The sequence below is a fragment of the Sulfuricaulis sp. genome (assembly GCF_024653915.1).
GTDB lineage: Bacteria > Pseudomonadota > Gammaproteobacteria > Acidiferrobacterales > Sulfurifustaceae > Sulfuricaulis.
Genome location: NZ_JANLGY010000020.1, coordinates 44765 through 70327, shown reverse-complemented (window position 1 = coordinate 70327; position 25563 = coordinate 44765). Strand labels below are relative to the sequence as shown.

The 25563-nt window shown below is 57.0% G+C and carries 24 protein-coding genes; 22 read left to right on the top strand and 2 right to left on the bottom strand.

Annotated features, from left to right (window positions below):
* Positions 1-22: 22 nt before the first annotated feature.
* Both NUV55_RS10110 and pilB read right to left on the bottom strand, forming a co-directional pair.
* Positions 23-1249, bottom strand: coding sequence for a type II secretion system F family protein (locus tag NUV55_RS10110; RefSeq protein WP_296672604.1), 1227 nt, complete (start codon positions 1247-1249; stop codon positions 23-25).
* Positions 1250-1252: 3 nt separating this feature from the next.
* Entirely contained in the window at positions 1253-2974 is a 1722-nt protein-coding gene (gene pilB, locus NUV55_RS10105) for a type IV-A pilus assembly ATPase PilB (RefSeq protein ID WP_296672602.1), read from the bottom strand.
* 441 nt (positions 2975-3415) lie between these two features.
* Here pilB and NUV55_RS10100 point away from each other — a divergent pair, with 441 nt between their 5' ends.
* The 22 genes from NUV55_RS10100 (at position 3416) to NUV55_RS09995 (ending at position 25516) form a co-directional block, all read left to right on the top strand.
* Positions 3416-3838 carry a rubrerythrin family protein gene (locus NUV55_RS10100; protein ID WP_296672600.1) on the top strand — a complete coding sequence of 141 codons (423 nt, stop codon included), beginning with the start codon at positions 3416-3418 and terminating at the stop codon, positions 3836-3838.
* A gap of 135 nt (positions 3839-3973) precedes the next feature.
* Complete coding sequence (locus tag NUV55_RS10095; protein WP_296672598.1) at positions 3974-5320, top strand: heterodisulfide reductase-related iron-sulfur binding cluster; 1347 nt, start codon at positions 3974-3976, stop codon at positions 5318-5320.
* A 20-nt stretch (positions 5321-5340) separates the two neighbouring features.
* Positions 5341-5646 carry an encapsulin-associated ferritin-like protein gene (locus tag NUV55_RS10090; RefSeq protein ID WP_296672596.1) on the top strand — a complete coding sequence of 102 codons (306 nt, stop codon included), beginning with the start codon at positions 5341-5343 and terminating at the stop codon, positions 5644-5646.
* Positions 5647-5692: 46 nt separating this feature from the next.
* Positions 5693-6280, top strand: coding sequence for a DUF3501 family protein (locus NUV55_RS10085; protein ID WP_367280400.1), 588 nt, complete (start codon positions 5693-5695; stop codon positions 6278-6280).
* A gap of 95 nt (positions 6281-6375) precedes the next feature.
* A complete protein-coding gene (locus NUV55_RS10080; protein WP_296672593.1) occupies positions 6376-6945 on the top strand; it encodes a CNP1-like family protein in 570 nt (189 codons plus the stop codon).
* 41 nt (positions 6946-6986) lie between these two features.
* A complete protein-coding gene (gene parE, locus NUV55_RS10075; RefSeq protein ID WP_296672591.1) occupies positions 6987-8879 on the top strand; it encodes a DNA topoisomerase IV subunit B in 1893 nt (630 codons plus the stop codon).
* Entirely contained in the window at positions 8879-9316 is a 438-nt protein-coding gene (locus tag NUV55_RS10070; protein ID WP_296672589.1) for an SRPBCC domain-containing protein, read from the top strand. The genes parE and NUV55_RS10070 overlap by 1 nt, the downstream gene beginning before the upstream one ends.
* A complete protein-coding gene (parC, locus tag NUV55_RS10065; RefSeq protein WP_296672587.1) occupies positions 9316-11634 on the top strand; it encodes a DNA topoisomerase IV subunit A in 2319 nt (772 codons plus the stop codon). The genes NUV55_RS10070 and parC overlap by 1 nt, the downstream gene beginning before the upstream one ends.
* 69 nt (positions 11635-11703) lie before the next feature.
* A complete protein-coding gene (locus tag NUV55_RS10060; RefSeq protein WP_296672585.1) occupies positions 11704-12066 on the top strand; it encodes a hypothetical protein in 363 nt (120 codons plus the stop codon).
* A gap of 36 nt (positions 12067-12102) precedes the next feature.
* On the top strand, positions 12103-12777 hold the full coding sequence (locus tag NUV55_RS10055; protein ID WP_296672582.1) for a DUF599 domain-containing protein: 675 nt from the start codon (positions 12103-12105) through the stop codon (positions 12775-12777).
* Positions 12778-12849: 72 nt separating this feature from the next.
* Positions 12850-13638 carry a tRNA pseudouridine(38-40) synthase TruA gene (gene truA / locus NUV55_RS10050; RefSeq protein ID WP_296672581.1) on the top strand — a complete coding sequence of 263 codons (789 nt, stop codon included), beginning with the start codon at positions 12850-12852 and terminating at the stop codon, positions 13636-13638.
* A 50-nt stretch (positions 13639-13688) separates the two neighbouring features.
* A complete protein-coding gene (locus tag NUV55_RS10045; RefSeq protein ID WP_296672579.1) occupies positions 13689-14792 on the top strand; it encodes a Rieske 2Fe-2S domain-containing protein in 1104 nt (367 codons plus the stop codon).
* A gap of 70 nt (positions 14793-14862) precedes the next feature.
* Positions 14863-15537, top strand: a complete 675-nt coding sequence (locus NUV55_RS10040; RefSeq protein ID WP_296672578.1) for a phosphoribosylanthranilate isomerase — start codon at positions 14863-14865, stop codon at positions 15535-15537.
* A complete protein-coding gene (gene trpB / locus NUV55_RS10035) occupies positions 15534-16733 on the top strand; it encodes a tryptophan synthase subunit beta (RefSeq protein WP_296672576.1) in 1200 nt (399 codons plus the stop codon). Before NUV55_RS10040 ends, trpB begins: the two co-directional genes overlap by 4 nt.
* Positions 16733-17575 (top strand): tryptophan synthase subunit alpha, encoded by an 843-nt coding sequence (gene trpA, locus NUV55_RS10030; protein ID WP_296672574.1) that lies wholly within the window; start codon positions 16733-16735, stop codon positions 17573-17575. The genes trpB and trpA overlap by 1 nt, the downstream gene beginning before the upstream one ends.
* Positions 17572-18489, top strand: a complete 918-nt coding sequence (gene accD, locus NUV55_RS10025; RefSeq protein ID WP_296672572.1) for an acetyl-CoA carboxylase, carboxyltransferase subunit beta — start codon at positions 17572-17574, stop codon at positions 18487-18489. The genes trpA and accD overlap by 4 nt, the downstream gene beginning before the upstream one ends.
* A gap of 115 nt (positions 18490-18604) precedes the next feature.
* Positions 18605-19891 carry a bifunctional tetrahydrofolate synthase/dihydrofolate synthase gene (gene folC, locus NUV55_RS10020; protein WP_296672570.1) on the top strand — a complete coding sequence of 429 codons (1287 nt, stop codon included), beginning with the start codon at positions 18605-18607 and terminating at the stop codon, positions 19889-19891.
* A gap of 136 nt (positions 19892-20027) precedes the next feature.
* Positions 20028-20642 carry an SPOR domain-containing protein gene (locus NUV55_RS10015; RefSeq protein ID WP_296672568.1) on the top strand — a complete coding sequence of 205 codons (615 nt, stop codon included), beginning with the start codon at positions 20028-20030 and terminating at the stop codon, positions 20640-20642.
* A 115-nt stretch (positions 20643-20757) separates the two neighbouring features.
* Positions 20758-21252 carry a CvpA family protein gene (locus tag NUV55_RS10010; RefSeq protein WP_296672566.1) on the top strand — a complete coding sequence of 165 codons (495 nt, stop codon included), beginning with the start codon at positions 20758-20760 and terminating at the stop codon, positions 21250-21252.
* A gap of 33 nt (positions 21253-21285) precedes the next feature.
* Positions 21286-22815 carry an amidophosphoribosyltransferase gene (gene purF / locus NUV55_RS10005; protein ID WP_296672565.1) on the top strand — a complete coding sequence of 510 codons (1530 nt, stop codon included), beginning with the start codon at positions 21286-21288 and terminating at the stop codon, positions 22813-22815.
* Between the two features lie 398 nt (positions 22816-23213).
* Entirely contained in the window at positions 23214-24143 is a 930-nt protein-coding gene (locus NUV55_RS10000) for a restriction endonuclease (RefSeq protein WP_296672563.1), read from the top strand.
* Between the two features lie 191 nt (positions 24144-24334).
* Positions 24335-25516, top strand: a complete 1182-nt coding sequence (locus NUV55_RS09995) for an O-succinylhomoserine sulfhydrylase (RefSeq protein ID WP_296672561.1) — start codon at positions 24335-24337, stop codon at positions 25514-25516.
* Positions 25517-25563: the final 47 nt, after the last annotated feature.

Below are 25563 nucleotides of genomic sequence, written 5' to 3'. Positions count from 1 at the left end.
AAAAGCAGAGCTTGCTATGGGATTAAACCGTGGCCGCCATCTTGAAGATCGGCAAATACATGGCGACAACCAGACCGCCGATGACGATACCCAGGAAGGCCATGATGATCGGCTCAAGCAGGCTGGAAAGGCCCGCCACGGCGTCGTCAACGTCCTGTTCATAGAAATCAGCAACCTTACTGAGCATTTTGTCGAGCTCGCCCGATTCCTCGCCGATGGCGACCATCTGCACCACCATGTTGGGGAAAAGTCCGGTAGCACCCATGGATGCCTGCAGCTGCATGCCAGTGCTGACATCGGCCTTGATGGCCAGGGTGCCTTCATAATAAACGCGATTGCCCGCGGCGCCCGCGACAGAATCCAGCGCCTCTACCAGTGGCACGCCGGCAGCAAACATGGTAGCCAGCGTGCGTGCGAACCGGGCGATGGTGGCTTTTTTGACGATATCGCCAATCACGGGCGCCTTGAGCAAGAGGCGATCCATCGTATGTTGCATTTTATCTGAACGTTTGTATGAGTAGCTGAGGAATACAACGGACCCGACGATTGTTCCGATAATCGCCCACCACCATTCCTGGAATGCCTTGGACATATCGATAACCATCTTGGTCATGGCCGGCAGGTCGGCGCCGAAACCGGCAAACAAGCTTTCGAACTGTGGAATAACGAATACCAGCAGTACGGCAGTAATGATGAATGCCACTACGATGACTGCGGTTGGATAAAACAGGGCAGATTTAATTTTGCCCTTGATGGCCTCGATTTTTTCCTTGTACGTAGCGACTTTGTCCAGAATGCCATCCAGGATACCGGCCTGTTCACCGGCCTGTACCAGGTTGCAATACAGGGCATCGAAATAAAGCGGGTACTTGCCTAGGGCTGGAGCCAAGGCAGTACCCGACTCCACATCTTGTTTGATTGACATGATCACTTCTTGCATAGAAGGGTTTTCATGCCCCTTGCCGACAATTTCAAAGGATTGAGCCATCGGTATGCCTGAGTTCAGCATAGTGGCAAGCTGGCGGGTGAAAATGGAGATGTCCTTGGTGGTGATTTTTTGCTTGAACTTGAAGGTCATCTTGCGCTGCTTGGTTACCTTGACGGGATTGATCCCCTGCCGGCGCAATGTGGCATTCACGTAGGCGACGCTGGCCGCTTCCATGATGCCCTTGACCTTCCTTCCCTGTTTGTCGACGCCTTCCCACATGAAGGCATCGAAATTCGATTTCTTTTTCGCCGCTTCTGCCATGGCTTACTCGTTGGTTGCCGTCTCGATTTCTTCGAGACTGGTGACGCCTTGCTTGACCTTCATCAGGCCCGACTGGCGCAAATCAGGAACGCCTTCCTTCCTGGCCTGCAATTCGATATCCAACTGGTTGCCGCCACGCATGATAATGGCGCCAATTTCCTCCGATACCGGCATGACCTGATAAATACCCACACGTCCTTTATAGCCGCCATTACAGGCATCGCAACCCACGGGGCCATTAACAACAAGGTCCGGGAGGTCTTCTTCCTTAAAGCCAGCTTTCAACAACGCCGGTTTGGGGATATCAAGGGGTTTCTTGCAATGCGCGCACAATCGCCGTGCCAGACGCTGGGCAATGATCAGATTAACCGCCGAAGCGATGTTAAACGGGGGTACGCCCATGTTGGCAAGACGGGTCAGCGTGGAGGGCGCATCGTTCGTGTGCAGGGTCGAGAGCACCATGTGCCCCGTCTGCGCGGCCTTGATGGAAATTTCGGCCGTTTCGAGGTCGCGGATTTCGCCGACCAGAATAATGTCCGGGTCCTGGCGCAAGAAGGCGCGCAGTGCCGAAGCGAAGTTGAGCCCGGTCTTTTCATTGATATTGACCTGATTGACGCCGGTCAGATTAATTTCCACCGGATCTTCGGCCGTGGAAATATTATTGTCCGGTGTATTGAGGATATTCACGCCCGTATAGAGGGTAACAGTTTTGCCACTACCGGTTGGACCAGTGACGAGCACCATACCGTAGGGTCGATGAATCGCCTCAAGGAAAAGTTCCTTTTGAAAATCCTCGAATCCCAGTTTTTCCACGCCGAGCGTGGCTGAGGTCGGATCGAGAATACGCATCACGATTTTCTCGCCCCACAAAGTCGGCAGCGTGCTGACGCGGAAGTCGATCGAGCGATTTTTCGAAATGCGCATCTTGATACGGCCGTCCTGTGGGACGCGCCGTTCCGAGATATCGAGCCTGGAAAGAATCTTGATACGTGCCGCAATACGCGCTGACAGCGCTATCGGTGGATTGGCCACTTCGGACAGGATGCCATCCTGCCTATAGCGCACACGGTAGATTTTTTCATACGGTTCAATGTGAATATCCGAGGCGCCGCGATTGATGGCATCCATCAGAATCTTGTTAACGAATTTGACGACCGGCGCATCGTTGACGCCTTCTTCTCCTCCGGCGCCCCCCTTATCCTTGTCTTCCTCACCGGCGATGAGTTCAAGGTTATCGAGACTGTCATCGCCAGCCAGATCTGAAAGGCTGGTATCTTGGGCGTCGAGAGATTTTTCGATAATGGCGGCGAGCTTGGCTTCCTCGACCAGAATCGGTTCCGTGCCGAGTCCCGTATGAAATTTGATTTCATCCAGCGCCTGCAAATTGGTGGGGTCGGCGACCGCGACAAAAAGTCTTGTCCCGCGCTTGAAGAGGGGAAGGACGTGATGACGGCGGATGATCTTTTCATCAACCAGCTTGACCGGGGCCATTTCCAGATCGAGCGAGTTGATTTCATACAGGGGGATGCCGAAATCTTCGGACGCCACCTTGGCGATGGTGGCGCTATCGAGTTTTTTGCTTTCAACCAGCTGTGTGACAAAGGAGGTCTTTTTGGCAAGCGCCTCCGTTTGGATGCGTTCCGCATCCGTGGGGCTGAGCAGATTGTCGCGCACCAGCCTCAGTGCGAGGCCGCTCAGATTCGTTGCCGTGCTTGCGGTTGCCATCGTGGTGGATTCAGGTAAGCGTCAGTGCTATTGCGCTGAATCTTTCAAATATAGTTTAGATATCTGGATGCGCCAAATTATTTTTCCTCCTGTTTTCCGGTATTTACGTGCGTCTGTCATATTGGCATCCGTTAATTTCTTGTGGGTTCACGACCACCGGTCGTGACTGGTGTATTGCCAGAGAAATATGCCTTGCGGTCTGTCATCGCACCCAAGAGGACCATGAATGACATCCGAACCCTAAGAATAGCCAGATTCCTCTTAATCTCCATTTGGACTCGTCCCTGGCCACGCACGGTTGTTGACATGGGCTTTCCTCTAATTTAGAATTATTCTAAATCAAAGTATCATATTGGTTTTTATTGTTGTAAATCAAAGTTTTAAAACTAAATTTCTTTAAATTGATATTACCGTAAATCGACTGAAATCGAGGAATAAATCATGACAAAACTCAAAGGAAGCAAGACCGAAGGCAACCTCAAGGATGCCTTCGCCGGTGAATCCCAAGCCAACCGGCGTTATCTGTATTTTGCCGCCAAGGCCGACGTGGAAGGCTTTAACGACGTGTCAGCGGTGTTTCGTTCTACCGCGGAAGGCGAAACCGGCCATGCACACGGTCATCTGGAGTATCTTGAGCAGTGCGGCGATCCGGCCACGGGTCTTCCAATCGGCCCAACCTCGGATAACTTGAAGGCCGCTATTGCCGGTGAAACTCACGAATACACTGACATGTATCCGGGTATGGCCAAGGCCGCTCGAGACGAAGGTTTTGCCGAAATTGCCGACTGGTTCGAGACGCTGGCCAAGGCCGAACGTTCACACGCCAACCGGTTCCAGAAAGCCCTCGATACCCTGGGCAAGTAGGCTTCAGTCGTGAACGACGGGGCGGGCTTGTTCTGCGCCCCGTCGCTTCTCCCTGACCGGGTTTGATGGCTGTCAATACTGGCCAAGCTCGTAAAGCAGAAAATATTCTGAATTTATCAGCATGCAGATTCAATCATGAGCCAACCAACTGAAGGCCGACGTGAAGGCAGTCTCCAGGCGCCGACGAGGCATCCTCTGGAATGGCGCGATCCCGGGTTTTACAATGAAGAAGCGCTCATGGAAGAGCTCGAGCGCGTCTTTGACATATGCCACGGTTGTCGTCGCTGTGTCAGTTTGTGCAATTCTTTCCCCTCCTTGTTCGATCTCGTCGACAATTCACCGACGCTGGAAGTGGATGGAGTCAAGAAGAAGGATTATTGGCAGGTCGTTGATCACTGTTATCTCTGCGATCTGTGTTTCATGACCAAATGCCCGTATGTACCGCCGCACGAATGGAACGTGGATTTTCCGCATTTGATGCTGCGCGCCAAAGCGGTGAAATTCAAAAAAGGCGATATCAAGAAACGTGACAGGTTGCTCACCAATACCGACATGGTCGGCAAACTGGCCGGTATCCCGGTGGTGGTGCAGGCGGTAAATGCCGCGAACCATTCCGTCGCCATGCGAAAAATGCTGGACAAGGTGTTGGGCGTGCACCCGGAGGCGGTATTGCCGGAGTATCACAGCAATACCTTGCGCAAGCGCATGAAGAACCGGAATCGCGATGACCTGGTTGCCGTCCCGGCCGGACGCACGCGTGGCAGGGTGGCATTGTTTGCCACATGTTACGGAAACTACAATGAACCGCATTTGGGTGAAGATTTGATCGCCATTTTCGAGCACAACGGTATTCCCGTGAAACTGGCCGAGAAGGAGCAGTGCTGTGGCATGCCCAAACTCGAGCTGGGTGACCTTGAATCCGTGGCGCGCGCCAAGGAAGCCAATATCCCGGTGCTGGCGAAACTCGTGGATGAAGGTTGGGATATTGTTGCACCGGTGCCATCCTGTGTGTTGATGTTCAAGCAGGAATTGCCGCTCATGTTTCCCGACGATCCCGATGTGGCCAAGGTCAAAGAGGCTATTTTCGATCCCTTCGAATATCTGATGTTGCGGCACAAGGAAGGAAAATTAAAAACCGATTTCAAGAAGGAACTGGGCTCCGTGTCTTATCATGCGCCCTGTCATCTGCGTGTGCAGAATATCGGCCTTAAGACGCGTGAGGCGCTGAATCTTGTTCCCAACACAACAATCGACACCATTGAACGTTGTTCCGGGCATGATGGAACCTACGCGGTGAAAAGCGAATTCCACAAGATTTCGATGAAGATCTGCAAACCCGTGGTCAGCCGGGTTGAGCAGGCCAAGCCGGATCATTATTCCAGCGATTGCCCCATGGCCGGGCATCAGATCGAAAATGGATTGGGCGGTGCGAAAAATCCAGAGCATCCGCTGACATTGTTGCGTATTGCCTACGGCCTTTAACTATATAGAGGGTGACTGCTATGGCTAACGAAGGTTATCACGAGCCACTTGAAGAACTGTCTGAGGAAACCCGCGACATGCATCGCGCCATCGTATCGTTGATGGAGGAATTGGAAGCGGTGGACTGGTATAACCAGCGGGTAGATGCCTGCCGGGACAAGGAATTGCGCGCCATCCTGGCACACAACCGCGATGAAGAAAAAGAACACGCTGCGATGGTGCTCGAATGGATTCGCCGCCACGATAAGCGATTTGAAAAAGAGCTGCGGGACTATCTGTTTACCAAAAAACCCATAACCGGCCTGGAACACAAGGGCAAGGAGTGAGTCAATGATGAATAAATCCTCCGGTCAACTGATCGAAAACCCTGTGATGAAAAAGCTGAGCCGCGACGATCTTTATCCGCTTGAAAAATATGCCGAGCTTCGCTCCGGATTCCGTGCTCAGGTGATGGCGCACAAGCAGAATCGCCAGGTGGCTATCGGTCCGAATGCCACGCTCTATTTCGAGGATCGGATGACCATGCAGTACCAGATTCAGGAAATGCTCCGCATTGAACGGATTTTTGAAGCGGAAGGCATCAATGATGAGTTGGCGGTTTATAACCCCCTCATCCCGGATGGGCATAACTGGAAGGCGACTTTTATGGTTGAGTTTCCGGATGCCGAGGAGCGCCGTGTGGCCCTGAAGCGCCTGAAAGGCGTGGAAAACCAGGTATGGGCACGTGTGGCGGGTTTTGAGCCGGTGCGCCCGCACGCAGACGAGGATCTGGAGCGCGAAGATGAAGAAAAAACCTCGTCCGTCCATTTTCTGCGCTTCGAGCTGACACCCGACATGGTCAAGGCAGTCAAGCAAGGCGCCGCGGTAACGATGGGCATCGATCACCCGGCCTATACCCATCTGGTCGATCCCGTTCCGGCGGTGACGCGCGACTCCCTGGCGCAGGACCTGTCAGACTGACGAATATCATTCGCGTGTGCTGTCAACCGCGACGAGATAATCCCGCGGGGTGATTCCTCGTGCACGACGCACATCTGCTGTATACTGCGCGCCCGATGCAAGGAGCCACTCGTTTTATTGTCCGTCGTATCGGAGGGAAAAGATTTTTCTTCGGTCGTCTGCTGCTGTCCTTGGCGTTGTTCGCCGCCATTCATCCACTCCATGCCAAGCGCGATCAATACGGAACTGGACCGGAGCAATTCGATTTCGATGAAAGCCTGGTGGAGAAGTGGAAGGAAAGCGAGATAATCCTCCCGCCTTATCCGAAGGACCAGGACCTCCTGGCGGTGCCCTTACCGGCCACAGACAACCTTAAAATTTATATTGACCGTGCGTCTCTTTCGCGCGGTGTCGATCGCGTCGCCCGGTTTTCGCTCGTGGTAGAAAGCCCCTCCGGTGCGCGCAGTGTTTTCTATGACGGTCTGCGCTGTGAAACCCGGGAATACAAGACCTATGCTTTTGGAAGCCCGGAGCATGTTTTCACGCCGGTTAAAGAGGCGGCGTGGCGAAGAATTCCACAGCCTGCGATAAACGCATTCCGTTATCATCTTTACCGTCATTATATGTGCGACACGCATGCATCTGCCCGGGCGCCCGAAGATCTCGTGCGCCTGTTGACCCAGTAATGCCGATGAACTTTGTTCATTTCATGATTATCTGACCGTCCATGAGCACCGCCTACGATTCCTCTGCGATTGAAGTCCTGACCGGACTCGAGCCGGTGCGTCGCCGTCCGGGCATGTACACCCAGACGGACCGGCCTAACCATCTCGCCCAGGAAGTAGTCGACAACAGCGTGGACGAGGCCATCGCCGGCCATTGCAGCGCGGTAGACGTCACTTTGCATGTCGACGGTTCGGTCTCGGTCGCGGACAACGGCCGCGGCATGCCGGTGGACAAGCACAAGGAAGAGGGCGTGTCGGGCGTCGAGGTGATTCTCACGCGCCTGCACGCGGGCGGAAAATTCTCGAACAAGAACTACACCTATTCCGGCGGCCTGCATGGTGTGGGCGTGTCCGTGGTGAATGCCCTGTCGCACAAACTCGAAGTCACGGTGCGGCGTGACGGCAAGGAATACCGCATGTCCTATGCCGACGGACAGAAGACCTCGGAATTGAAGGCGGTCGGCAAGGCGGAAAAAGGCGTCACCGGCAGCATCATTCGCTTCTGGCCTGATGCCCAGTTCTTCGACACGGTGAAATTCCACGTCCCGCGCCTGAAGCATGTGTTGCGCGCCAAGGCGGTACTGTGTCCGGGCCTCTACATCAGCTTTACCCACGAGTCCGATGCCAAGGACAACGAAGAGTGGCATTACGAAGACGGCCTCAAGGATTATCTGAAAACTCAGATTGAGGGTTGGGAATATTTGCCGGCTGAACCCTTTGTCGGTCACCAGAAAGGCGATGACGGCGAGGTGGACTGGGCCATCGTGTGGCTACCGGCGGGCGGTGAGCCGATCATGGAGAGCTATGTCAATCTCATTCCGACCACGCAGGATGGCACGCATATCAACGGTTTCCGCGCCGGCCTCACCGATGCCATGCGCGAATTTTGCGAGTTCCGCGATCTGTTGCCGCGCGGCGTGAAGCTCGCGCCCGAGGACATCTGGGGCAAGTCGAGTTATGTTTTCTCCCTCAAGCTGCGCGATCCCCAGTTTTCGGGGCAGACCAAGGAGCGCCTGACCTCGCGCGAGGCGGCTGGTTTAGTGCAGGGCGTGGCCAAAGACAGCTTCAGCCTGTGGCTCAATCATCATGTGGCTGATGCCGAGAAGATCGCCGCCCTCGCTATTGAATCCGCTCAGGAGCGCCAGCGCGCCGATAAAAAGGTCGCGCGCAAGAAAATTGGCTCCGGCCCGGCACTGCCCGGCAAGCTCGCCGATTGCGTGGCCCAGGACTTGTCACGCACCGAGCTGTTCCTGGTGGAGGGTGATTCCGCCGGCGGTTCGGCCAAACAGGCGCGCGACCGTGAATTTCAGGCGATCATGCCGCTGCGCGGCAAGATTCTGAACACCTGGGAAGTGGAATCGGCCGAGGTGCTGGGCTCACAGGAAGTGCACGATATCGCGGTCGCGCTCGGCGTCGATCCAGGCTCGAGTAATCTCGAAGGCCTGCGTTACGGCAAGGTCTGCATTCTTGCTGACGCCGATTCCGATGGCGCACACATCGCGACACTGCTGTGCGCGCTGTTTGTGCGTCACTTCCGGCCGCTGGTGGCGGACGGCCGTGTGTGCGTCGCCATGCCGCCGCTGTACCGTATCGACGCGGGCAAGGAAATTCATTACGCGCTGGATGATGAAGAGAAAAAGGCAGTACTCAAGCGTATCGAATCAAGCGGCTCACGCGCCAAGCCGATGGTCACGCGCTTCAAGGGTTTGGGCGAGATGAATCCCGACCAGCTGCGCGTCACCACCATGGACCCGAAAACGCGCCGTCTGGTGCAACTGGAAATCCAGTCCGGCGACAACACCAACAAGCTGCTCGACATGCTGCTCGGCAAGAAACGCGCGTCCGACCGCAAGAACTGGCTCGAGAAGAATGGTAACAAGGCAGAGGTCATCTAATGCCAACCATCAAGACTGCCATTGACGTTGCCACGTCGGCGGAAATTGTTTGGCGCGTGCTGACCGATTTTAACGCTTACCCGCACTGGAACCCGTTTCTGGTTTCCATATACGGTCCACCGGTGCCGGGTCAGCGCCTGAAAATTCAGGAGCGCTATCCGGGCGGACATCCTTCGCAGTTTACGGCGCGCGTGGTGAAGGCCATCCCCGCCACCGAACTGCGCTGGCGTCGTCGGCGCGTGCTCGAAGGGATTTTCGATCGCGAACAGGCATTTTTCATCATCCCGAATGGCGTAGACGGTGTGCGCTTCATCCAGCGCGAGCACTTCTCCGGCGTGCTTGCATCACTGATAATGCCTTTTATTAACAAGAAAACACTTAAGGCATTCAGCCTGATGAATCTGGCGTTGAAACGAACCGCCGAAGCGAAACGCTGATGGCCAAGAAAACCTCCAGCAAGGAAAGCACCGCCAGTAAAAAATCCACTGGCAAGCGTGGCAAGGCGCAGCCGATTGCGCGTCCACGCGCCGTCTCGATTGAGCGCCTGCCACTCGCGGCCTTCACCGAAAAGGCGTACCTGGATTATTCCATGTATGTCATTCTTGACCGCGCGCTGCCGAACATCTGCGACGGTTTGAAGCCCGTACAGCGGCGCATCATCTACGCCATGTCGGAACTGGGCCTCAACGCCGCCTCCAAGCATAAGAAATCGGCGCGCACCGTGGGCGACGTGCTCGGCAAGTTCCACCCGCATGGCGACTCCGCCTGTTATGAAGCCATGGTGCTCATGGCCCAGCCGTTCAGCTACCGATATCCGCTGATCGATGGCCAGGGCAACTGGGGCTCGCCCGACGATCCCAAGTCGTTTGCCGCCATGCGTTATACCGAGTCGCGACTCACGCGTTTCGCGCAAATCCTGCTGTCCGAGCTCGAACATGGAACAGTCGAATGGACGCCCAATTTTGACGGCACGCTGGAGGAGCCGAAAATCATGCCGGCACGTCTGCCGCACGTGCTACTGAACGGTACCACCGGTATCGCCGTTGGCATGGCGACTGATATCCCGCCGCACAACGTGCGCGAAGTCGCTGCCGCCTGTGTGCACCTGCTCGAGGAGCCGGACGCCGGCCTCAAGGACTTGTTCAAGCACATCAAGGGTCCGGACTATCCAACCGAGGCCGAGATCATCACGCCGAAGAGCGAAATCCGCGCGATGTACGAAACCGGCAACGGCTCGATCCGCGCCAGGGCCAAATGGGAAAGCGAGGACGGCGCCATCGTCATCACGGCACTGCCATATCAGGTGTCGGGCTCCAAGGTCATCGAGCAAATCGCACAGCAGATGCAGCAGAAGAAGCTGCCCATGGTCGAGGACCTGCGCGACGAATCCGACCACGAGAATCCGACGCGCCTGGTGATCATGCCGCGCTCCAACCGCATCGACCCGGTAGAGCTGATGTCACACCTGTTCGCGACCACCGATCTCGAGCACAGCTACCGTGTGAACATGAACATGATCGGCCTCGACGGCCGGCCGCGGGTGTACAACCTCAAGGACCTGCTCAAGGAGTGGATCAAGTTCCGCATCGAGACCGTGCGCCGGCGGCTCACGCACCGGCTCGATCGCGTGACGGCGCGGTTGCACATCCTTGACGGCTTGTTGATCGCCTATCTGAATCTGGACGAGGTCATCCGCATCATCCGCCACGAGGACGAGCCCAAACCGAAGCTCATCAAGCGCTTCAAGCTGACCGAGATCCAGGCTGAGGCAATACTTGAGACCAAGTTGCGTCACTTGGCCAAACTCGAAGAGATGAAAATCCGCGGCGAGCAGGACGAGCTCACGCGCGAGCGCCTCCACCTCGAAAAAACGCTCAAATCCGCGCGGCTGCTGAAGCAGCTGGTGCGCGACGAGATCATCGAAGACGCCAAGGAATTCGGCGATACACGCCGTTCGCCGCTCGTCGAACGCGAAGCCGCACAACAGATCGACCAGACCGCGCTGCTGCCGACCGAGCCGATTACCGTGGTGCTGTCCGAGAAGGGCTGGGTGCGCGCCGCCAAGGGCCACGAGATGGACCCCAGGACGCTTGATTACAAGGCCGGCGATAAATTCCACCAGGCCGCGCGCGGCAAGAGCAATCAACTGGCGGTGTTCATCGACTCCACGGGCCGTACTTATTCATTGCCGGCGCACAAGCTGCCGTCCGCCCGCGGCCATGGCGAGCCGCTTTCGAGCAGCCTGAATCCCCCTCCCGGTGCAACCTGGGCCGGCGTGATGATGGGCAACCCCGAGGACTTGTTCCTGCTCGCGACCGATGCCGGTTATGGTTTCGTCGCCAAGCTCGAAGATCTGGTCGCGAACAAGAAGGCCGGCAAGACGGTGCTCAAGGCGACGAAGGGCGCGAAAGTACTCATGCCGCGGCTCGTGACCGATATTAAAAAGGATTACCTCGCGGCAGCCACGACCACTGGCCAGATGCTGGTATTCAGGGTGAAGGATTTGCCACAAATGCCCAAGGGCAAGGGCAACAAGATTCTCAATGTACCCACGGCGAAATTCGCCAAGAGCGAGGAAGCCATCGCTGGTGTGGTTGTCTTCAGCGAGGGCAAACCGCTCGTGGTTCATACCGGCAAGGGCGACCTCACTGTTTCGCGCGAGGAGATCGAGCTTTACGAAGGCGAACGCGCCCAGCGTGGATCAAGATTGCCCAAGGGATATCAGGAAGTACAGGGGATCGAAGTGAAAGAGTAATAGTCAGGCCGCGCGAGCGGCCTTGGCGCTCTCTAAACAATTTGTCGAATTGCGGGAGGCGGTTTCGCCATGAGACAACCAACCCTCGTTTTCGTATATAACGCCGACAGCGGATTCGTAAGCGCGCTGCTTGATATCGGTCACAAGATCGTCTCGCCGAAAACCTATTCCTGCAATCTCTGCGCGATCACGCACTCCACCTTCAGCATGCGCGACGAATGGAAAAACTTCGTCGCCGGGATCGCTGTGCCGGTGGAATTCCTGCACCGGGACGAACTGGCACAGCGCTATGGTCTGCGTGATCCAAAGCTGCCGGCGATATTCCGCAAAGCTGAAAACGGCCTGCAAGAGTGGATTACCCGAGAGGAAATCAACCGTTGCGCCTCGCTCGAGGAACTGAAGCAGCTCGTGGAACAAAAGCTCAAGGCATGAGACAGTGTCATCCGGACGGTAAAAACGGAGGCAGGCATGTTCGACATCCCCACCGCTGATATCTTGAGCCTGTCGTGGTTCGTCATCATCTGGGTTGGTTACACCTGGTACGCGGACCGCGGACCCTGGCGCAAACGTTCACTGCGCGCCGTCATGCATGCGCATCGTGAGGAATGGATGCGCCAGATGGTATTGCGCGACAACCGTGTTGCCGATGTCAATATTCTGCGCAATCTGTTGCAGGGGGTGTCGTTCTTCGCCTCGACTACGCTACTGATTCTCGCCGGATTACTGGCCATTCTTGGCGCCAGCGACCGAGGCATTGAAATCGTGCGTGCGCTGCCATTCGCGGCCAGCACCACGCTGGGACAGTGGGAGCTGAAACTGCTCGTGCTGGGTATCATCTTTGTGTATGCGTTTTTCAAGTTCACCTGGGCGTTGCGCCAGTTTAATTACTGCTCGGTTCTGATTGGCGCTGCGCCAAAAACCGTGGACAGCGATTATGCGCAGCGTGCCGCCAAAGTCAGTACTCATGCCTCGAAGGACTTCAATCAGGGGTTGCGCGCGTATTATTTCAGCCTTGCCGCGCTCGGCTGGTTCGTGCACCCGTGGGTGTTCGTGGCCGCGACCACGCTCGTGACCGTGGTGCTGTACCTGCGCGAACATCATTCCACGACCATGAAAATGCTGTTACGTGACGGCATTGACTGAGTTCAGCAGGCGCCATCCGCTGTGGTTTTAATTCCACCCAGGGAAAAAATGAGCAGGTAGAATACGCCCCTTATGCGTGTTGCCGCGATCCTTGAATACGACGGTTCAAACTTTTCCGGCTGGCAACGGCAGAACCAGGCGCGTTCGGTGCAGGGCATCGTGGAAGCAGCGCTGTCCAAAGTGGCGGACGAACCAATCCAGGTGACGGTGGCCGGGCGCACGGATGCCGGCGTGCATGCTGCCGGGCAGGTGATCCACTTCGATACCAGCGCCGAGCGCAGCGATTATTCGTGGGTGCGTGGCGTAAACAGCAATCTTCCTCCCGACGTTGTTTTCCTGTGGGCCGGACCAGTGGATAACAGTTTTCATGCGCGTTATTCCGCTACAGGTCGGCATTATCACTACAGCGTTCTGAATCGCCCCGCACGGCCGACGTATCTTGCTCGGCGCATAACGCACGAATACCGTCCGCTCGACATCAAACGGATGCTGCAGGGGGCGCAGCATCTGCTCGGCAAGCACGATTTCACGTCGTTCCGCGCCACCGAGTGCCAAGCGAAGAGTCCGGTGCGTGAGTTGCGTGCGCTTGAGGTGGTGCGTCAGAATGAGTTTGTCCACATCCGCGTTCATGCCAATGCTTTCCTGCACCACATGGTGCGCAATATCGCTGGCGTGCTGATGACCATCGGTGCGGGTGAGCGCGAACCGGATTGGGCGAAGGAAGTGCTTGATGCGCGCGACCGCAAGGCTGGTGGTGTGACCGCCGCGCCCGATGGGCTGTATCTGGTATCGGTTAGCTATCCGAATTCGGCGAAGATTCCTGAGTTTGTTCATGCCTTGCCGTTTCCGGATATTTACTGACTGCAATATCGTTCATGTTGTTGTCTTTGTTATGACAGGAGGAGCGAACAATGGAAAAAACGACATGGCACGATCTGGGTTCTGTCGAGAAATACCGAAAAGTACCGGTCACGGAAGTCAGCGTGGGGAATACTAAACTCGCGATTACGTGGCAGGGTGGAAAGTTCGGCGCGGTCTCGGGCATTTGTAACCATGCCGGCGGCCCATTGGGGCAGGGACAGCTGGACGGCGAATACATCGTTTGTCCGTGGCATCACTGGAAATTCCACTGCCGCACCGGATTGGGCGAACCCGGGTACGAGGAAGACGCGGTACCGAGACATGTCGTGAAGGAGGAGGGCGGTCATCTTCACGTACAGCTGGAGCCGCAGACACCACGCCGCAAGAAGCCGCATCCACCACACCCGCTCGACCGACCCATCAAGCGTGAACCGGGGCCGGTGCGTGTTGTGGGCATTTCCACCACGGCCATGGACCGGGAATATCCGCGTTACTCAACTTCCGAAGCATTGTTGCAGGTAGCGCTCGATCATGCGGCCGCGGAACTCAAGTGCGAGACACGCCTGATCCAGTTGGATCAACTGCGTTTTCGCACCTGCGAAGGTTATTACTCCAAGAGCGCGCGCGCTTGCACCTGGCCGTGCTCCATCACGCAGATGGATCCGGAAGACCAGATGGAGCAGGTTTACGAAGCGCTGGTGCACTGGGCCGACGTCGTGCTGTTGGCCACGCCGATCCGCTGGGGCGCCTCCGGTTCGCTCTATTACAAGATGGCCGAGCGGCTCAACTGTGTGCAGAACCAGATCACCATCAAGGACCGTGTGTTGATTCGCAACAAGGTTGCCGGGTTCATCATCATGGGTGGCCAAGATAACGTGCAGGACGTGGCCGGACACCTGCTCGGATTCTTTTCCGAGCTGGGTTTTCAGTTCCCGCCGTTTCCCTATATCGCCCATTCACGCGGCTGGTCGGCTGAGGACATGGAGCGCAATGTCCTGCACGTGCAGCACAGCGAGGAATTGCGCCGTGGCGCGCGCGAACTTGTTCACCGCGAGGTGGAGTTCGCCCGACTCCTGCTGGAGCATTCCGGCGTGGTCGAGAAAACCGAGCGTGGCGGCCGCAAGGCGCACCAGCTGGATATCGAGAAAGTGTAATCGCTGATTACCCCGTTGCCTTCCGCCGATTCCCGGCCTCTGGTAAGCTTCGCGACCTTCCGGAGGGCACATGCGCACACGCGTGAAAATATGCGGCATCACCCGCATTGAGGATGCCATGGCGGCGGCGCAGGCCGGGGCTGACGCCATCGGTTTCGTGTTCGAGCCGAAGAGCCCACGTTACGTGAAGCCAGATCAGGCGGCAGCCATCGTACGTGCGCTGCCGCCGTTCGTCACCGTGGTGGGCTTGTTCGTGAATGCCGCGCCCGATACCGTGGAAACCGTCCTCAAACACGTAACGCTCGATCTGTTACAATTTCACGGCAACGAAACCCCTGAACAGTGCCGCCGCTATCACCGGCCCTACATCAAAGCCATCCACATGCAAGCCGATGTCAATCTGCACGACAATGCGCGCCGCTACGCCGATGCCGAAGGCCTGTTGCTCGACACGGCAGTGGCGCATGTCGACGGCGGTTCCGGTCAAGCCTTCGATTGGAGCCGGGTGCCTTCCGATCTCGGCAAGCCAGTGATTCTGGCTGGCGGCCTCACACCGGAGAACGTCGCCGAGGCGGTACGCACGGTGCGCCCCTTTGCCGTGGATGTTTCTAGCGGCGTGGAGGTGCAGGCTGATGTGCAGGGACGCACAAATGTCGCGGGTGCAGGACGCGCAGGAGCGACCAAAGGCATCAAAGATGCTCAGAAAATTTCTGCCTTCATCGAAGCGGTGAGAGGGGTGGTATGAGCGCCTATGATCTACCGGACAAGCGCGGCCACTTCGGCGATTATGGCGGTATCTTCGTTTCCGAAACCCTGATGCAGCCGCTGAAGGAGTTGCGTGAGGCGTATGAGCGCCTGCGTGACAAACCGGCATTCCAGAAAGAGTTCGACAACGACCTGCGCCATTACGTCGGTCGTCCCAGCCCGCTGTATTTCGCCAAGCGCCTGACTGAAAACTGGGGCGGAGCAAAGATTTATCTGAAGCGCGAAGACCTGAACCACACCGGTGCGCACAAGATCAACAACACCATCGGCCAGGCGTTGCTGGCGCGTCACATGGGCAAGAAACGTGTGATCGCCGAGACCGGTGCTGGCCAGCATGGTGTGGCGACGGCCACCGTGGCCGCGCGCTTCGGCATGCAATGCGTGGTGTACATGGGTTCCGAGGATATGAAGCGTCAGGCGATCAATGTCTATCGCATGAAGCTGCTGGGCGCCGAGGTGGTACCGGTCGAATCCGGATCGAAAACGCTCAAGGACGCGTTGAATGAAGCCATGCGCGACTGGGTGACAAATGTCGAGAACACCTTTTATATTATCGGCACCGTCGCCGGCCCGCATCCCTATCCGATGATGGTGCGTGATTTCCAGAGCGTGATCGGGCGCGAGACGCGCACGCAGATCAAGGAACTGGAAAAACGTCTGCCAGACGCACTGGTCGCCTGTGTCGGCGGCGGTTCCAATGCCCTCGGCCTGTTTTATCCCTTCATCAAGGATAAAGGTGTTGCCATGGTCGGCGTCGAAGCCGCCGGCGAAGGTGTGCAGACGGGCAAGCATGCCGCGACCCTGTGTGCCGGCAGGCCCGGCGTGCTGCACGGCAATCGCACCTATTTATTGGAAACCGATGACGGCCAGATTACCGAAACCCATTCCATCTCTGCCGGGCTCGACTACCCGGGCGTGGGTCCGGAACATGCCTACCTCAAAGATACGGGACGCGCGCAGTATGTTTCCATTACCGACAAGGAAGCACTTGAGTCATTCCACGAACTGACCCGCACCGAGGGCATCATGCCGGCGCTGGAATCCAGTCACGCGCTGGCCTACGCGAAAAAACTCGCGCCGGAGCTCGGGAAGGACAAGATCATCGTGGTCAATCTCTCCGGCCGTGGCGACAAGGACATCCACACGGTCGCAACCCTTGAAGGAATCAAATTCTGATGTCGCGCATCGCGCAGAAATTCGAGACGTTGAAGCAAGCCGGCCGCCGCGCCCTCATACCTTATATAATGGCGGGGGATCCTGAACCGTGGATGACGGTGCCGCTGATGCACGCGCTGGTCAAAAGCGGCGCGGATATTCTCGAGCTCGGCGTGCCGTTTTCCGACCCGATGGCCGACGGACCGGTGATCCAGCGTGCCTCCGAGCGTGCCTTGAAACACCAGATCAGTCTCACGCGTGTGCTGGCGATGGTGCGTGAGTTCCGCGAAAAGGACAAAACCACACCGGTGGTGCTCATGGGTTATTTGAATCCCATCGAGGCGATGGGTTACACGCGCTTCGCTTCGGAAGCCGCTGATGCCGGGGTGGATGGCGTGCTCACCGTGGACCTGCCGCCGGAAGAGGCGCAGGCGTTCCAGTCCGCACTGAAGCCGCGACATCTGGATACCATCTTTCTGCTGGCCCCGACCAGTTCGGCCGAGCGCATCAAGATCATTGCCAAGGCCGCCAGCGGATTCATCTACTATGTATCTCTGCGTGGCGTGACCGGTGCGGCCAACCTGGATGTGCGCGAAGTGACGGCCAAGCTCAAGGAAATTCGCGGTCATACCAAGCTGCCGCTCGGCGTCGGCTTCGGCATCAGCAGCCCCGAAACAGCCGCGCAAATGGCGACCGTGGCGGACGCGGTCATCGTCGGCAGTGCCGTGGTCAAGCGCATGGAGGAAATGGCCACGAATCCGGATAAAATCCTGAGCGAGGTGCCGGCCTTTATCGCCCGCTTGCGCGCGGCCATGGACCATGCCACCTTGGCCCCGACATCCGCCACCGGAGCAAGCCGATGAGCTGGTTCGACAAGCTGGTCCCGCCCAAGATCAAGAGTCAGAGCGGCGTCAAAAAGACCTCGGTGCCCGAGGGCCTGTGGAAGAAATGCCCAGCCTGTGCCACGGTGTTGTACAACGCCGAAATCGAAAGCAACCTCGAGGTATGTCCCAAGTGTGCGCACCACATGCGCATCGGCGCGCGCCGGCGGCTGGATATTTTTCTCGACCCGGAACCGCGCACGGAAATCGGCGCGAACCTGTTCCCGGTCGATCCCATGAAGTTCAAGGACACCAAGAAATACCGTGACCGTCTTAGCGAGGCGCAGCAGAACACCGGCGAGCGCGACGCGCTGATTGTCATGGAAGGTGCGCTTAAGGGCATGCCACTGGTGGCGGGCGCCTTCGAGTTCGCTTTCATGGGCGGATCCATGGGTGCGGTGGTGGGCGAACGTTTCGTGCGCGGCGTGAATGTCAGTCTCGAAAAGAAAATCCCGCTGGTGTGTTTTTCCGCGAGCGGCGGGGCGCGCATGCAGGAGGCGCTGATGTCGCTGATGCAGATGGCCAAGACCAGCGCCGCGCTGACGCATCTGAGTGACGCCGGTGTTCCCTTTGTCTCGGTGCTGACGGATCCGACCATGGGCGGCGTGTCGGCGAGTTTCGCCATGCTGGGCGACATCAATGTTGCTGAACCGCGCGCGCTTATCGGTTTTGCCGGCCCGCGCGTGATCGAGCAGACTGTGCGCCAGAAACTGCCGGAGGGCTTCCAGCGCTCGGAATTTCTGGTGGAGCACGGTGCCATTGACCTCATAATAGATAGACGCGAAATGCGCGACAAACTTGCCAACTTGCTGGCGATGCTGACGCGCCAGGCCGCGCCTTCTGACCAGCGATCCCGGACTGCGGAAACCGAATCCGGGATCTCCGAATCCCCCTAAGATTCTATTAATGCTTAACCGCGGAGAGCGCAGAGCACGCAGAGAAAAGAATCATGAAAATTAACTGGAAACTCTCTGCGATCTCTGCGTACTCTGCGGTAATAACTCATATTTCATGGGGTTCGTTAATTCTCTGAACACCCGGACGCTCTCCGACTGGCTGGCGTGGATCGAGACGCTGCATCCGCGCACCATCGAGCTCGGGCTCGAGCGGGCGCATGCCGTGCTCGACAATCTGGGGTTGCGCCGCCCGCCGTATGCTGTCATCGCCATTACCGGCACCAATGGCAAGGGCTCGACCACGGTGATGTGTGAAACCATGTTGCGCCGGGCGGGTTACAAGGTCGGCGCCTATACCTCGCCGCACCTCATCACTTACAACGAAAGAATTCGCCTGGACGGCCGTACCGCGACCGATGTCGAACTGTGCGATGCGTTCGAGCGCATCGATGCCGCGCGCGGAAATGTGCCGCTGACCTATTTCGAGTTCGGCACCGTCGCCGCCTTCTATCTGTTTCATGTAGCAAAAATTGACATCGCCGTGCTGGAGATCGGCATGGGTGGACGTCTGGACGCAGTGAATGCGATTGATCCCGATGTGTCGATCGTAACGGCAGTGGATATCGATCACACCGCCTGGCTGGGCCACACTCGCGAGGCCATCGGACGCGAAAAGGCTGGTATTTTCCGCCACGGACGTCCTGCCATCTGCGGTGACCCGCATCCGCCGGAAATCGTCGCCACTGAGGCCAAGCGCCTCGGTGCGAACTTGCTGCAAGTTGGACGTGATTTTCAAATTGAGCGCACCAATACAGAGTGGACCTGGCGCATGGGAATGCGCCTGCGTTCCGGTCTGCCGCACCCTTCGCTGCGCGGCGATTATCAGCTGTACAACGCCGCCTGCGCGTTGGCGGCGCTCGATGCGCTGGCGGACCGCTTCCCGGTGACACAGGCGGACGTACGCGAGGGGTTACTGTCAGGGGTGATACCGGGACGTTTCCAGGTGTTGCCTGGCCGGCCGGTGTGCGTGCTGGACGTGGCGCACAACGCGCAGGCGGCACGTTCGCTGGCGGCGACGCTGAAGCAACAGACCATCCCGGGCCGGACGCTGGCTGTGTTCGGCATGCTCAAGGACAAAGACATTATTTCCGTGATCGGCCCGCTGACAGGCGTGGTGGATCACTGGTATCCAGCGACCTTGAACGTGCCGCGCGGGGCCACGGCGGCGCAACTGATCGAAGCACTGACGGCGGCGGGCGTACGCGCACCCGCGCAGGAGTTTGACGATGTGCACCGCGCTTATGCCTCCGCCAGGCGCGATGCCGGTGAGTTTGACCGCATCGTCATCTTTGGCTCCTTTCACACGGTCGGTGATATACTCGCCGCTCTCGGAAAGGACTGAGAGTTTCTTGTGTATGATTATCAACCGCGGAGAGCGCAGAGCACGCAGAGAAAAGAATCATGAAAATTAACTGGAAACTCTCTGCGATCTCTGCGGTAAAAACTCATACTTTCTTAATTATGGTTGCTTGATTCTCATGGCGGACCGAGACGACGCCCGTCCCGAATTCAATCCCAAACACCGTATTGTCGGTGCGATCGTGCTGGTCGCGCTGGTGGTGATCTTCGTGCCCATGATACTCGACGAGCGTGAGCCGCCACCGGAATTAAAGGGCGTGCGCGAGGCTCTGCCGCGCGCGGGGATTTCCGAGACCCGGATTGTCGTTACGCCGGTGCCCGGCAGCGAAGTAAAGCCCATGGAAAACAGCGAAGCAGTAAAAGTCACGCTGCCATCGGTCGAGAGTAAAACGGCGCCGGAAGCCAAATCGGTGGCACCGACGGAAAAACCGGCCGTGGTGAAAAAACCGGAACCCGCGCCAGAGAAAACGGCGAAGCCGGCCCCGGAAAGCAAGATGGAGGACGGCTGGATGGTGCAGGTTGGCACCTTCTCCAATACGCAAAATGCCTTGCGACTGCGCGACAAACTCAAGAGTTCCGGACATACCGTTCATACCGATTCAGTAACGGTCGGCGGTAAAAAGGCATTACGGTTGACGGTTGGTCCGTTCGCCGATCGCGCCAAAGCCGACAAGGCGCAGGCGCAAATCCGCAAGGAAACCGGCGTTGCCGGCGTGGTGCATTCGCAGACTTAAACTTTTGAAAAAACAAATGGACAGGATTCACAGGATTAACAAGATTTTAATTCGCAAAGTTTTTAATCCTGTAAATCCTGTTAATCCTGTCTATTTTTCTTTTGATTATTAATACATGAACAGTTTTGATCTGCTTATTCTCGGAATTGTCGCCATCTTCGCTGCCATCGGTGCGTGGCGCGGCATGATGCGTGAAGTTATCTCGCTGCTGACTTGGGCTTTGTCCTGCGCACTGGCATGGTTTTATGCTGCGCCGGTTTCATTATTGTTCCGGGGCGTCTTCGAAGATGCTGCGCTGCGCCAGTTGTTCGCCTTCGTGCTGATCTTCGTCGCGGTTTTCGTGTTGGGTTTGGTGGGCTCGTGGCTGCTGCACAAATATTTCCCGCTCCGGCGTCACTTCCGTATGGTCAATAACGCGTTGGGCGGACTGGTCGGGGTAGCGCGCGGTGCCGTAATCGTGATCGCGGTGTTCCTGGTTGCCGGGTTGACCTCGGTTCCGCAGCGTGACTGGTGGCGCGACTCTGCTTTCTCGCCATTTTTCGAGCGCGCGGCGGTGTATGTAGCCAGTTATATCCCGCGCGATATTGCCCGGCACCTCCGTTACGGCTAAAATCGGTCTTTAAGCGCTGGAGATTCCCTCGGCATGTGCGGCATCATCGGCATTCTCGGTAAATCCCCGGTAAACCAGGCGATCTACGATGGCCTGCTGGTCCTGCAGCACCGCGGCCAAGACGCCGCCGGCATCCTCACCTGCGAAGACAACCGTATCCACCTGCGCAAGGACAACGGCCAAGTGCGCGACGTGTTTCAGGAACGTCATATGCTCGGCCTCAAGGGCAACATGGGCATCGGCCATGTGCGCTATCCCACGGCGGGCTGCGATTCCCCGGCCGAGGCCCAGCCGTTCTACGTGAACTCCCCCTACGGCCTGGCGCTGGCGCATAACGGCAACCTTACCAATGCCGATCAACTGAAGGACGAGCTGTACCGCGAGGACCTGCGGCACATCAACACCGATTCCGATTCCGAAATCCTGATCAATGTTTTCGCGCATGAATTGCAGGCAGTCGCGAAACTGCGACTGGCGCCGGAACATGTCTTCAAGGCCGTGTCCGCGGTGCACCGGCGCTGCCGCGGTGCCTACGCCGTGACCATGCTGATTACGGGTTTCGGCGTCCTGGCCTTCCGCGACCCTTACGGAATCCGCCCGCTGGTGTACGGCAAGCGCGAAACCGAACAGGGCACGGAATACATGTTCGCTTCCGAATCGGTGGCACTTGACGTGGTCGGCTTCGAATACGTGCGCGACGTGGCGCCGGGTGAATGCATCCTGGTGGATCAGCGCGGCCAGGTACACAGCCAGCAGTGTGCCGAGAAGCCGATGCACGCCCCGTGCATCTTCGAATTCGTGTACATGGCGCGGCCCGACTCGATGATGGACGGCATCTATGTGCACAAGACGCGCCTGCGCATGGGCGAGCGCCTGGCCAACAAGATCAAGCGCGTCTGGCCTGACCACGACATCGACGTGGTGATCCCGATTCCCGACACCTCGCGCACCGCCGCGCTGCAGATGGCCTACGAGCTCGACCTGCCGTACCGCGAAGGCTTTATCAAGAACCGCTACATTGGCCGCACCTTCATCATGCCCGGCCAGGCCGAGCGCAAGAAATCGGTGCGCCAGAAGCTGAACGCCATCGACGTCGAATTCCGGCGCAAGAACGTACTGCTGGTGGACGACTCCATCGTGCGCGGCACCACCAGCAAGCAGATCATCCAGATGGCGCGCGACGCCGGTGCACGCAAGGTTTACTTCGCCTCGGCCGCGCCGCCGGTGCGGTTCCCCAACGTGTACGGCATCGACATGCCGTCGCGCAACGAGTTGATCGGCAACGGCCGTACGGAAGATGAGATCGCGCAAGTCATTGGTGCCGACAAACTCATTTACCAGGACCTCGAAGACCTGATCGAGGCCGCGCGCGAGGGCAATCCCAAGATTCAACAGTTCGACGCCTCCTGCTTCAACGGCGAGTACATCACCGGCGACGTGGACCGGGCGTATCTGGATCGCATTGAGAATGAGCGTAATGACGGCGCCAAGAGTGGTCGCAGTGTGAATGGATCGAATGAGAATGGGATGGTGAGCGCGGAGGTGTTGACGTTTCCGAGATAATTTTTTCTTTTCCTTCTTAAGGTAGGGTGTGCTGTGCGATAGCGAAGCGCACTATTATTTTACTAAAAGCCGCCCGATGGGCGGCTTTTTTTTGTCGAGCGGCCTGCGGCCGTGACTCAAAAGCATAATTGCGGGTGGCTCCCGCCCCGCACCCTGGGTGACTTTTGTTTCGGCAGAAGTCACCAAAACCACTCCCCCGGATGGCGCGACACCTCCCTGCGCTTCGCGCCTCGGCCTCGGCGGTCGCCCGGCCCGAGGTTTGCGATGCTCGGGCGCGCCATACGGGGTTTGAAAAACACTCAGGGGCCGGCTTGACTCAAGAAGTAATAAGCACAAACATGTGCTGCAACACTAAAGCCTAGTGTTACTGTTAACTGAACGTCATAGCTATCGCCCGTATGCTGAAGGTTCTAAAAGTTTACCGCTACACAGTTACAGGTAAATTGGTTGCTGCCTTGGGCCAAGGAAACCTTGTGTTTCCTTTGAATAGCGATTTAAGTTTTTCAGGTAAAGGTCCGCATAGAGTCAATCGAGATACACTTATTGAGATAACTCCTTATCGAGTGGAGGTTGAAATACAAGATGCTGGAAAAGATAACTCGTATAAAATTGTCCGGACATGGAATGAAGACCAGCTCCCTCGAAAAGTAACCGATCCTAATGCGCCTCTTGAGAAACGGATTGATATAAGCCCATCCGAAGAATTAAGTAATTCTGAGAAAATATATGTTGGCCAGTCTGATGGTCACGCAATCAGCACAGTACTATTTGTCTTTACTTTTTTTTCTATCTTTATGATCGGTGTTTGGGGCTGGTGGCCACCCCTTGTCGCACTTATCAGTGGTTTGTTGGTTCTCTATTTTACAAAAACCCCTGGGGACGCCACCAAGATTCAAGAAGTTAAAGACGCTAAGAATCGAATTAGGGACTTGGCTGAAAAAGAACTCCGTTTGGCTATGCGAGATGTTCACGCATGGGCATCGTTAGATGGCATTGGATTTGAGCGTGCTGTAGCAAGAATCTACAAAGATCAAGGTTTTGAAGTCGAATTTACGCCACGGTCAAATGACCAAGACATAGATTTAATTCTCAAAAAGAATGGAAAAGTTAGGATTGTTCAGTGTAAGGCGCATGCAAAAAACATCGGAGTAGCTGCAATAAGAGAGCTTGCTGGTGTTCGAGCATCTTGGCCACATGCCGAAGAAGCAATTCTTGCTAGCCTATTCGATTATTCGGGTGCAGCTAAAAAATTTGCCAAAGAGCACAACATTAAACTTTTCTCGATTGCTAGAGATTATTTGAAAAGTGATTACAGGCCAGGCACCTAGATCGGTCGTATATTGACATAGCAGGGTCGGTGATATAACTTTTGTCTCGATTGGCGCCGATTTGAGCTTCAGCTTGCGGGCGCGATACAAATGCCGCTAAAGCGAGAGTTCCCGCTCTAGCCGCATTCGTGGCTTTTCTTTTTTAGCCCACCGCAAGCTTGCGCCGTAACAGTAATTTAAGGAGCAGGGCCATGTCTGACGAATTTGACCAATGGGGCTTCGATACCCGCGCGGTGCGGGCGGGGCAGCATCGAACCAATGAGGGCGAGAATTCCGAACCGATTTTTGTCACGTCCAGCTACGTGTTCAAAAGCGCGGCGGAGGCGGCGGCGCGGTTTTCCGGTGCGGAGCCGGGGAACATCTACTCGCGTTTCACCAATCCCACCGTGCGTGCCTTCGAGGAACGCCTCGCGGCGCTGGAAGGTGGCGAGAAATGCGTCGCCACCGGCTCCGGCATGGCGGCGATTCTCTCGACCTGTCTCGCGCTGCTGAAGAGCGGCGATCACATCGTCTCGTCGCGCAATATCTTCGGGCCGACGGTGCTGCTGTTCAATAATTACCTCGGCAAGTTCGGCATCGAGACGACTTATGTTTCGCTTTCGGATTACGGCGCGTGGGAAAAGGCCATTAAGCCGAATACGAAACTGCTGTTCCTGGAAACGCCGTCCAATCCGCTCACCGAAATTTCCGATATCGCGCGTCTGGCGAAACTGGCGCATGCCAAGGGCTGCCTGCTGGTGGTGGATAATTGCTTCTGCACGCCCGCTCTACAGCTGCCACTAAAGCTGGGCGCGGATGTCGTGATCCACTCCGCGACCAAATACCTCGACGGCCAGGGCCGTTGTATTGGCGGCGCTGTCGTCGGCAATAAAGAACTGGTGGGCGAGAAGGTCTATGGTTTTATGCGCACCTGCGGACCGTCCCTAAGCCCGTTCAATGCTTGGGTGTTCCTGAAAGGATTGGAAACGCTGGGTTTGCGGATGAAGGCGCACAGCACGAATGCGCTGGAACTGGCGCAATGGCTGGAAAAGCAGAAGCGCGTGAAACGCGTTTACTATCCGGGTCTGGCGTCGCATCCGCAGCACGAACTGGCCAAGAAGCAGCAATCGGGTTTCGGTGGCATCGTGTCGTTCGAGCTGGACGGTGGCAAGGACGCGGCCTGGAAACTGATTGACAGCACGCGTGTGATTTCCATCACCGCCAATCTGGGCGATACCAAGTCCACCATCACGCATCCGGCCACGACTACGCATGGGCGCATCACGCCCGAGCAACGTCAGGACGCCGGCATCAGCGATGGCCTGGTGCGGATCTCGGTGGGTTTGGAAGACGTGGAGGATTTGAAGAAAGACCTGACGCGCGGGCTTTCATGATGCGAAGCGGTATGCGCTGAACAAAGCAGCGGCACGCTGTAGAATGC

Excerpts from the sequence above, each read along its gene's own strand:
- accD (WP_296672572.1), top strand. The coding sequence starts at position 17,572 with ATGAGCTGGTTCGACAAGCTGGTCCCGCCCAAGATCAAGAGTCAGAGC.
- NUV55_RS10040 (WP_296672578.1), top strand. The coding sequence starts at position 14,863 with ATGCGCACACGCGTGAAAATATGCGGCATCACCCGCATTGAGGATGCC.
- purF (WP_296672565.1), top strand. The coding sequence starts at position 21,286 with ATGTGCGGCATCATCGGCATTCTCGGTAAATCCCCGGTAAACCAGGCG.
- pilB (WP_296672602.1), bottom strand. The coding sequence starts at position 2,974 with ATGGCAACCGCAAGCACGGCAACGAATCTGAGCGGCCTCGCACTGAGG.
- parE (WP_296672591.1), top strand. The coding sequence starts at position 6,987 with ATGAGCACCGCCTACGATTCCTCTGCGATTGAAGTCCTGACCGGACTC.
- NUV55_RS09995 (WP_296672561.1), top strand. The coding sequence starts at position 24,335 with ATGTCTGACGAATTTGACCAATGGGGCTTCGATACCCGCGCGGTGCGG.
- NUV55_RS10055 (WP_296672582.1), top strand. The coding sequence starts at position 12,103 with ATGTTCGACATCCCCACCGCTGATATCTTGAGCCTGTCGTGGTTCGTC.
- NUV55_RS10110 (WP_296672604.1), bottom strand. The coding sequence starts at position 1,249 with ATGGCAGAAGCGGCGAAAAAGAAATCGAATTTCGATGCCTTCATGTGG.
- NUV55_RS10060 (WP_296672585.1), top strand. The coding sequence starts at position 11,704 with ATGAGACAACCAACCCTCGTTTTCGTATATAACGCCGACAGCGGATTC.
- NUV55_RS10095 (WP_296672598.1), top strand. The coding sequence starts at position 3,974 with ATGAGCCAACCAACTGAAGGCCGACGTGAAGGCAGTCTCCAGGCGCCG.
- NUV55_RS10090 (WP_296672596.1), top strand. The coding sequence starts at position 5,341 with ATGGCTAACGAAGGTTATCACGAGCCACTTGAAGAACTGTCTGAGGAA.
- trpA (WP_296672574.1), top strand. The coding sequence starts at position 16,733 with ATGTCGCGCATCGCGCAGAAATTCGAGACGTTGAAGCAAGCCGGCCGC.
- NUV55_RS10100 (WP_296672600.1), top strand. The coding sequence starts at position 3,416 with ATGACAAAACTCAAAGGAAGCAAGACCGAAGGCAACCTCAAGGATGCC.
- NUV55_RS10015 (WP_296672568.1), top strand. The coding sequence starts at position 20,028 with ATGGCGGACCGAGACGACGCCCGTCCCGAATTCAATCCCAAACACCGT.
- parC (WP_296672587.1), top strand. The coding sequence starts at position 9,316 with ATGGCCAAGAAAACCTCCAGCAAGGAAAGCACCGCCAGTAAAAAATCC.
- trpB (WP_296672576.1), top strand. The coding sequence starts at position 15,534 with ATGAGCGCCTATGATCTACCGGACAAGCGCGGCCACTTCGGCGATTAT.
- folC (WP_296672570.1), top strand. The coding sequence starts at position 18,605 with ATGGGGTTCGTTAATTCTCTGAACACCCGGACGCTCTCCGACTGGCTG.
- NUV55_RS10000 (WP_296672563.1), top strand. The coding sequence starts at position 23,214 with ATGCTGAAGGTTCTAAAAGTTTACCGCTACACAGTTACAGGTAAATTG.
- NUV55_RS10010 (WP_296672566.1), top strand. The coding sequence starts at position 20,758 with ATGAACAGTTTTGATCTGCTTATTCTCGGAATTGTCGCCATCTTCGCT.
- NUV55_RS10070 (WP_296672589.1), top strand. The coding sequence starts at position 8,879 with ATGCCAACCATCAAGACTGCCATTGACGTTGCCACGTCGGCGGAAATT.
- truA (WP_296672581.1), top strand. The coding sequence starts at position 12,850 with ATGCGTGTTGCCGCGATCCTTGAATACGACGGTTCAAACTTTTCCGGC.
- NUV55_RS10045 (WP_296672579.1), top strand. The coding sequence starts at position 13,689 with ATGGAAAAAACGACATGGCACGATCTGGGTTCTGTCGAGAAATACCGA.
- NUV55_RS10085 (WP_367280400.1), top strand. The coding sequence starts at position 5,693 with ATGAAAAAGCTGAGCCGCGACGATCTTTATCCGCTTGAAAAATATGCC.
- NUV55_RS10080 (WP_296672593.1), top strand. The coding sequence starts at position 6,376 with ATGCAAGGAGCCACTCGTTTTATTGTCCGTCGTATCGGAGGGAAAAGA.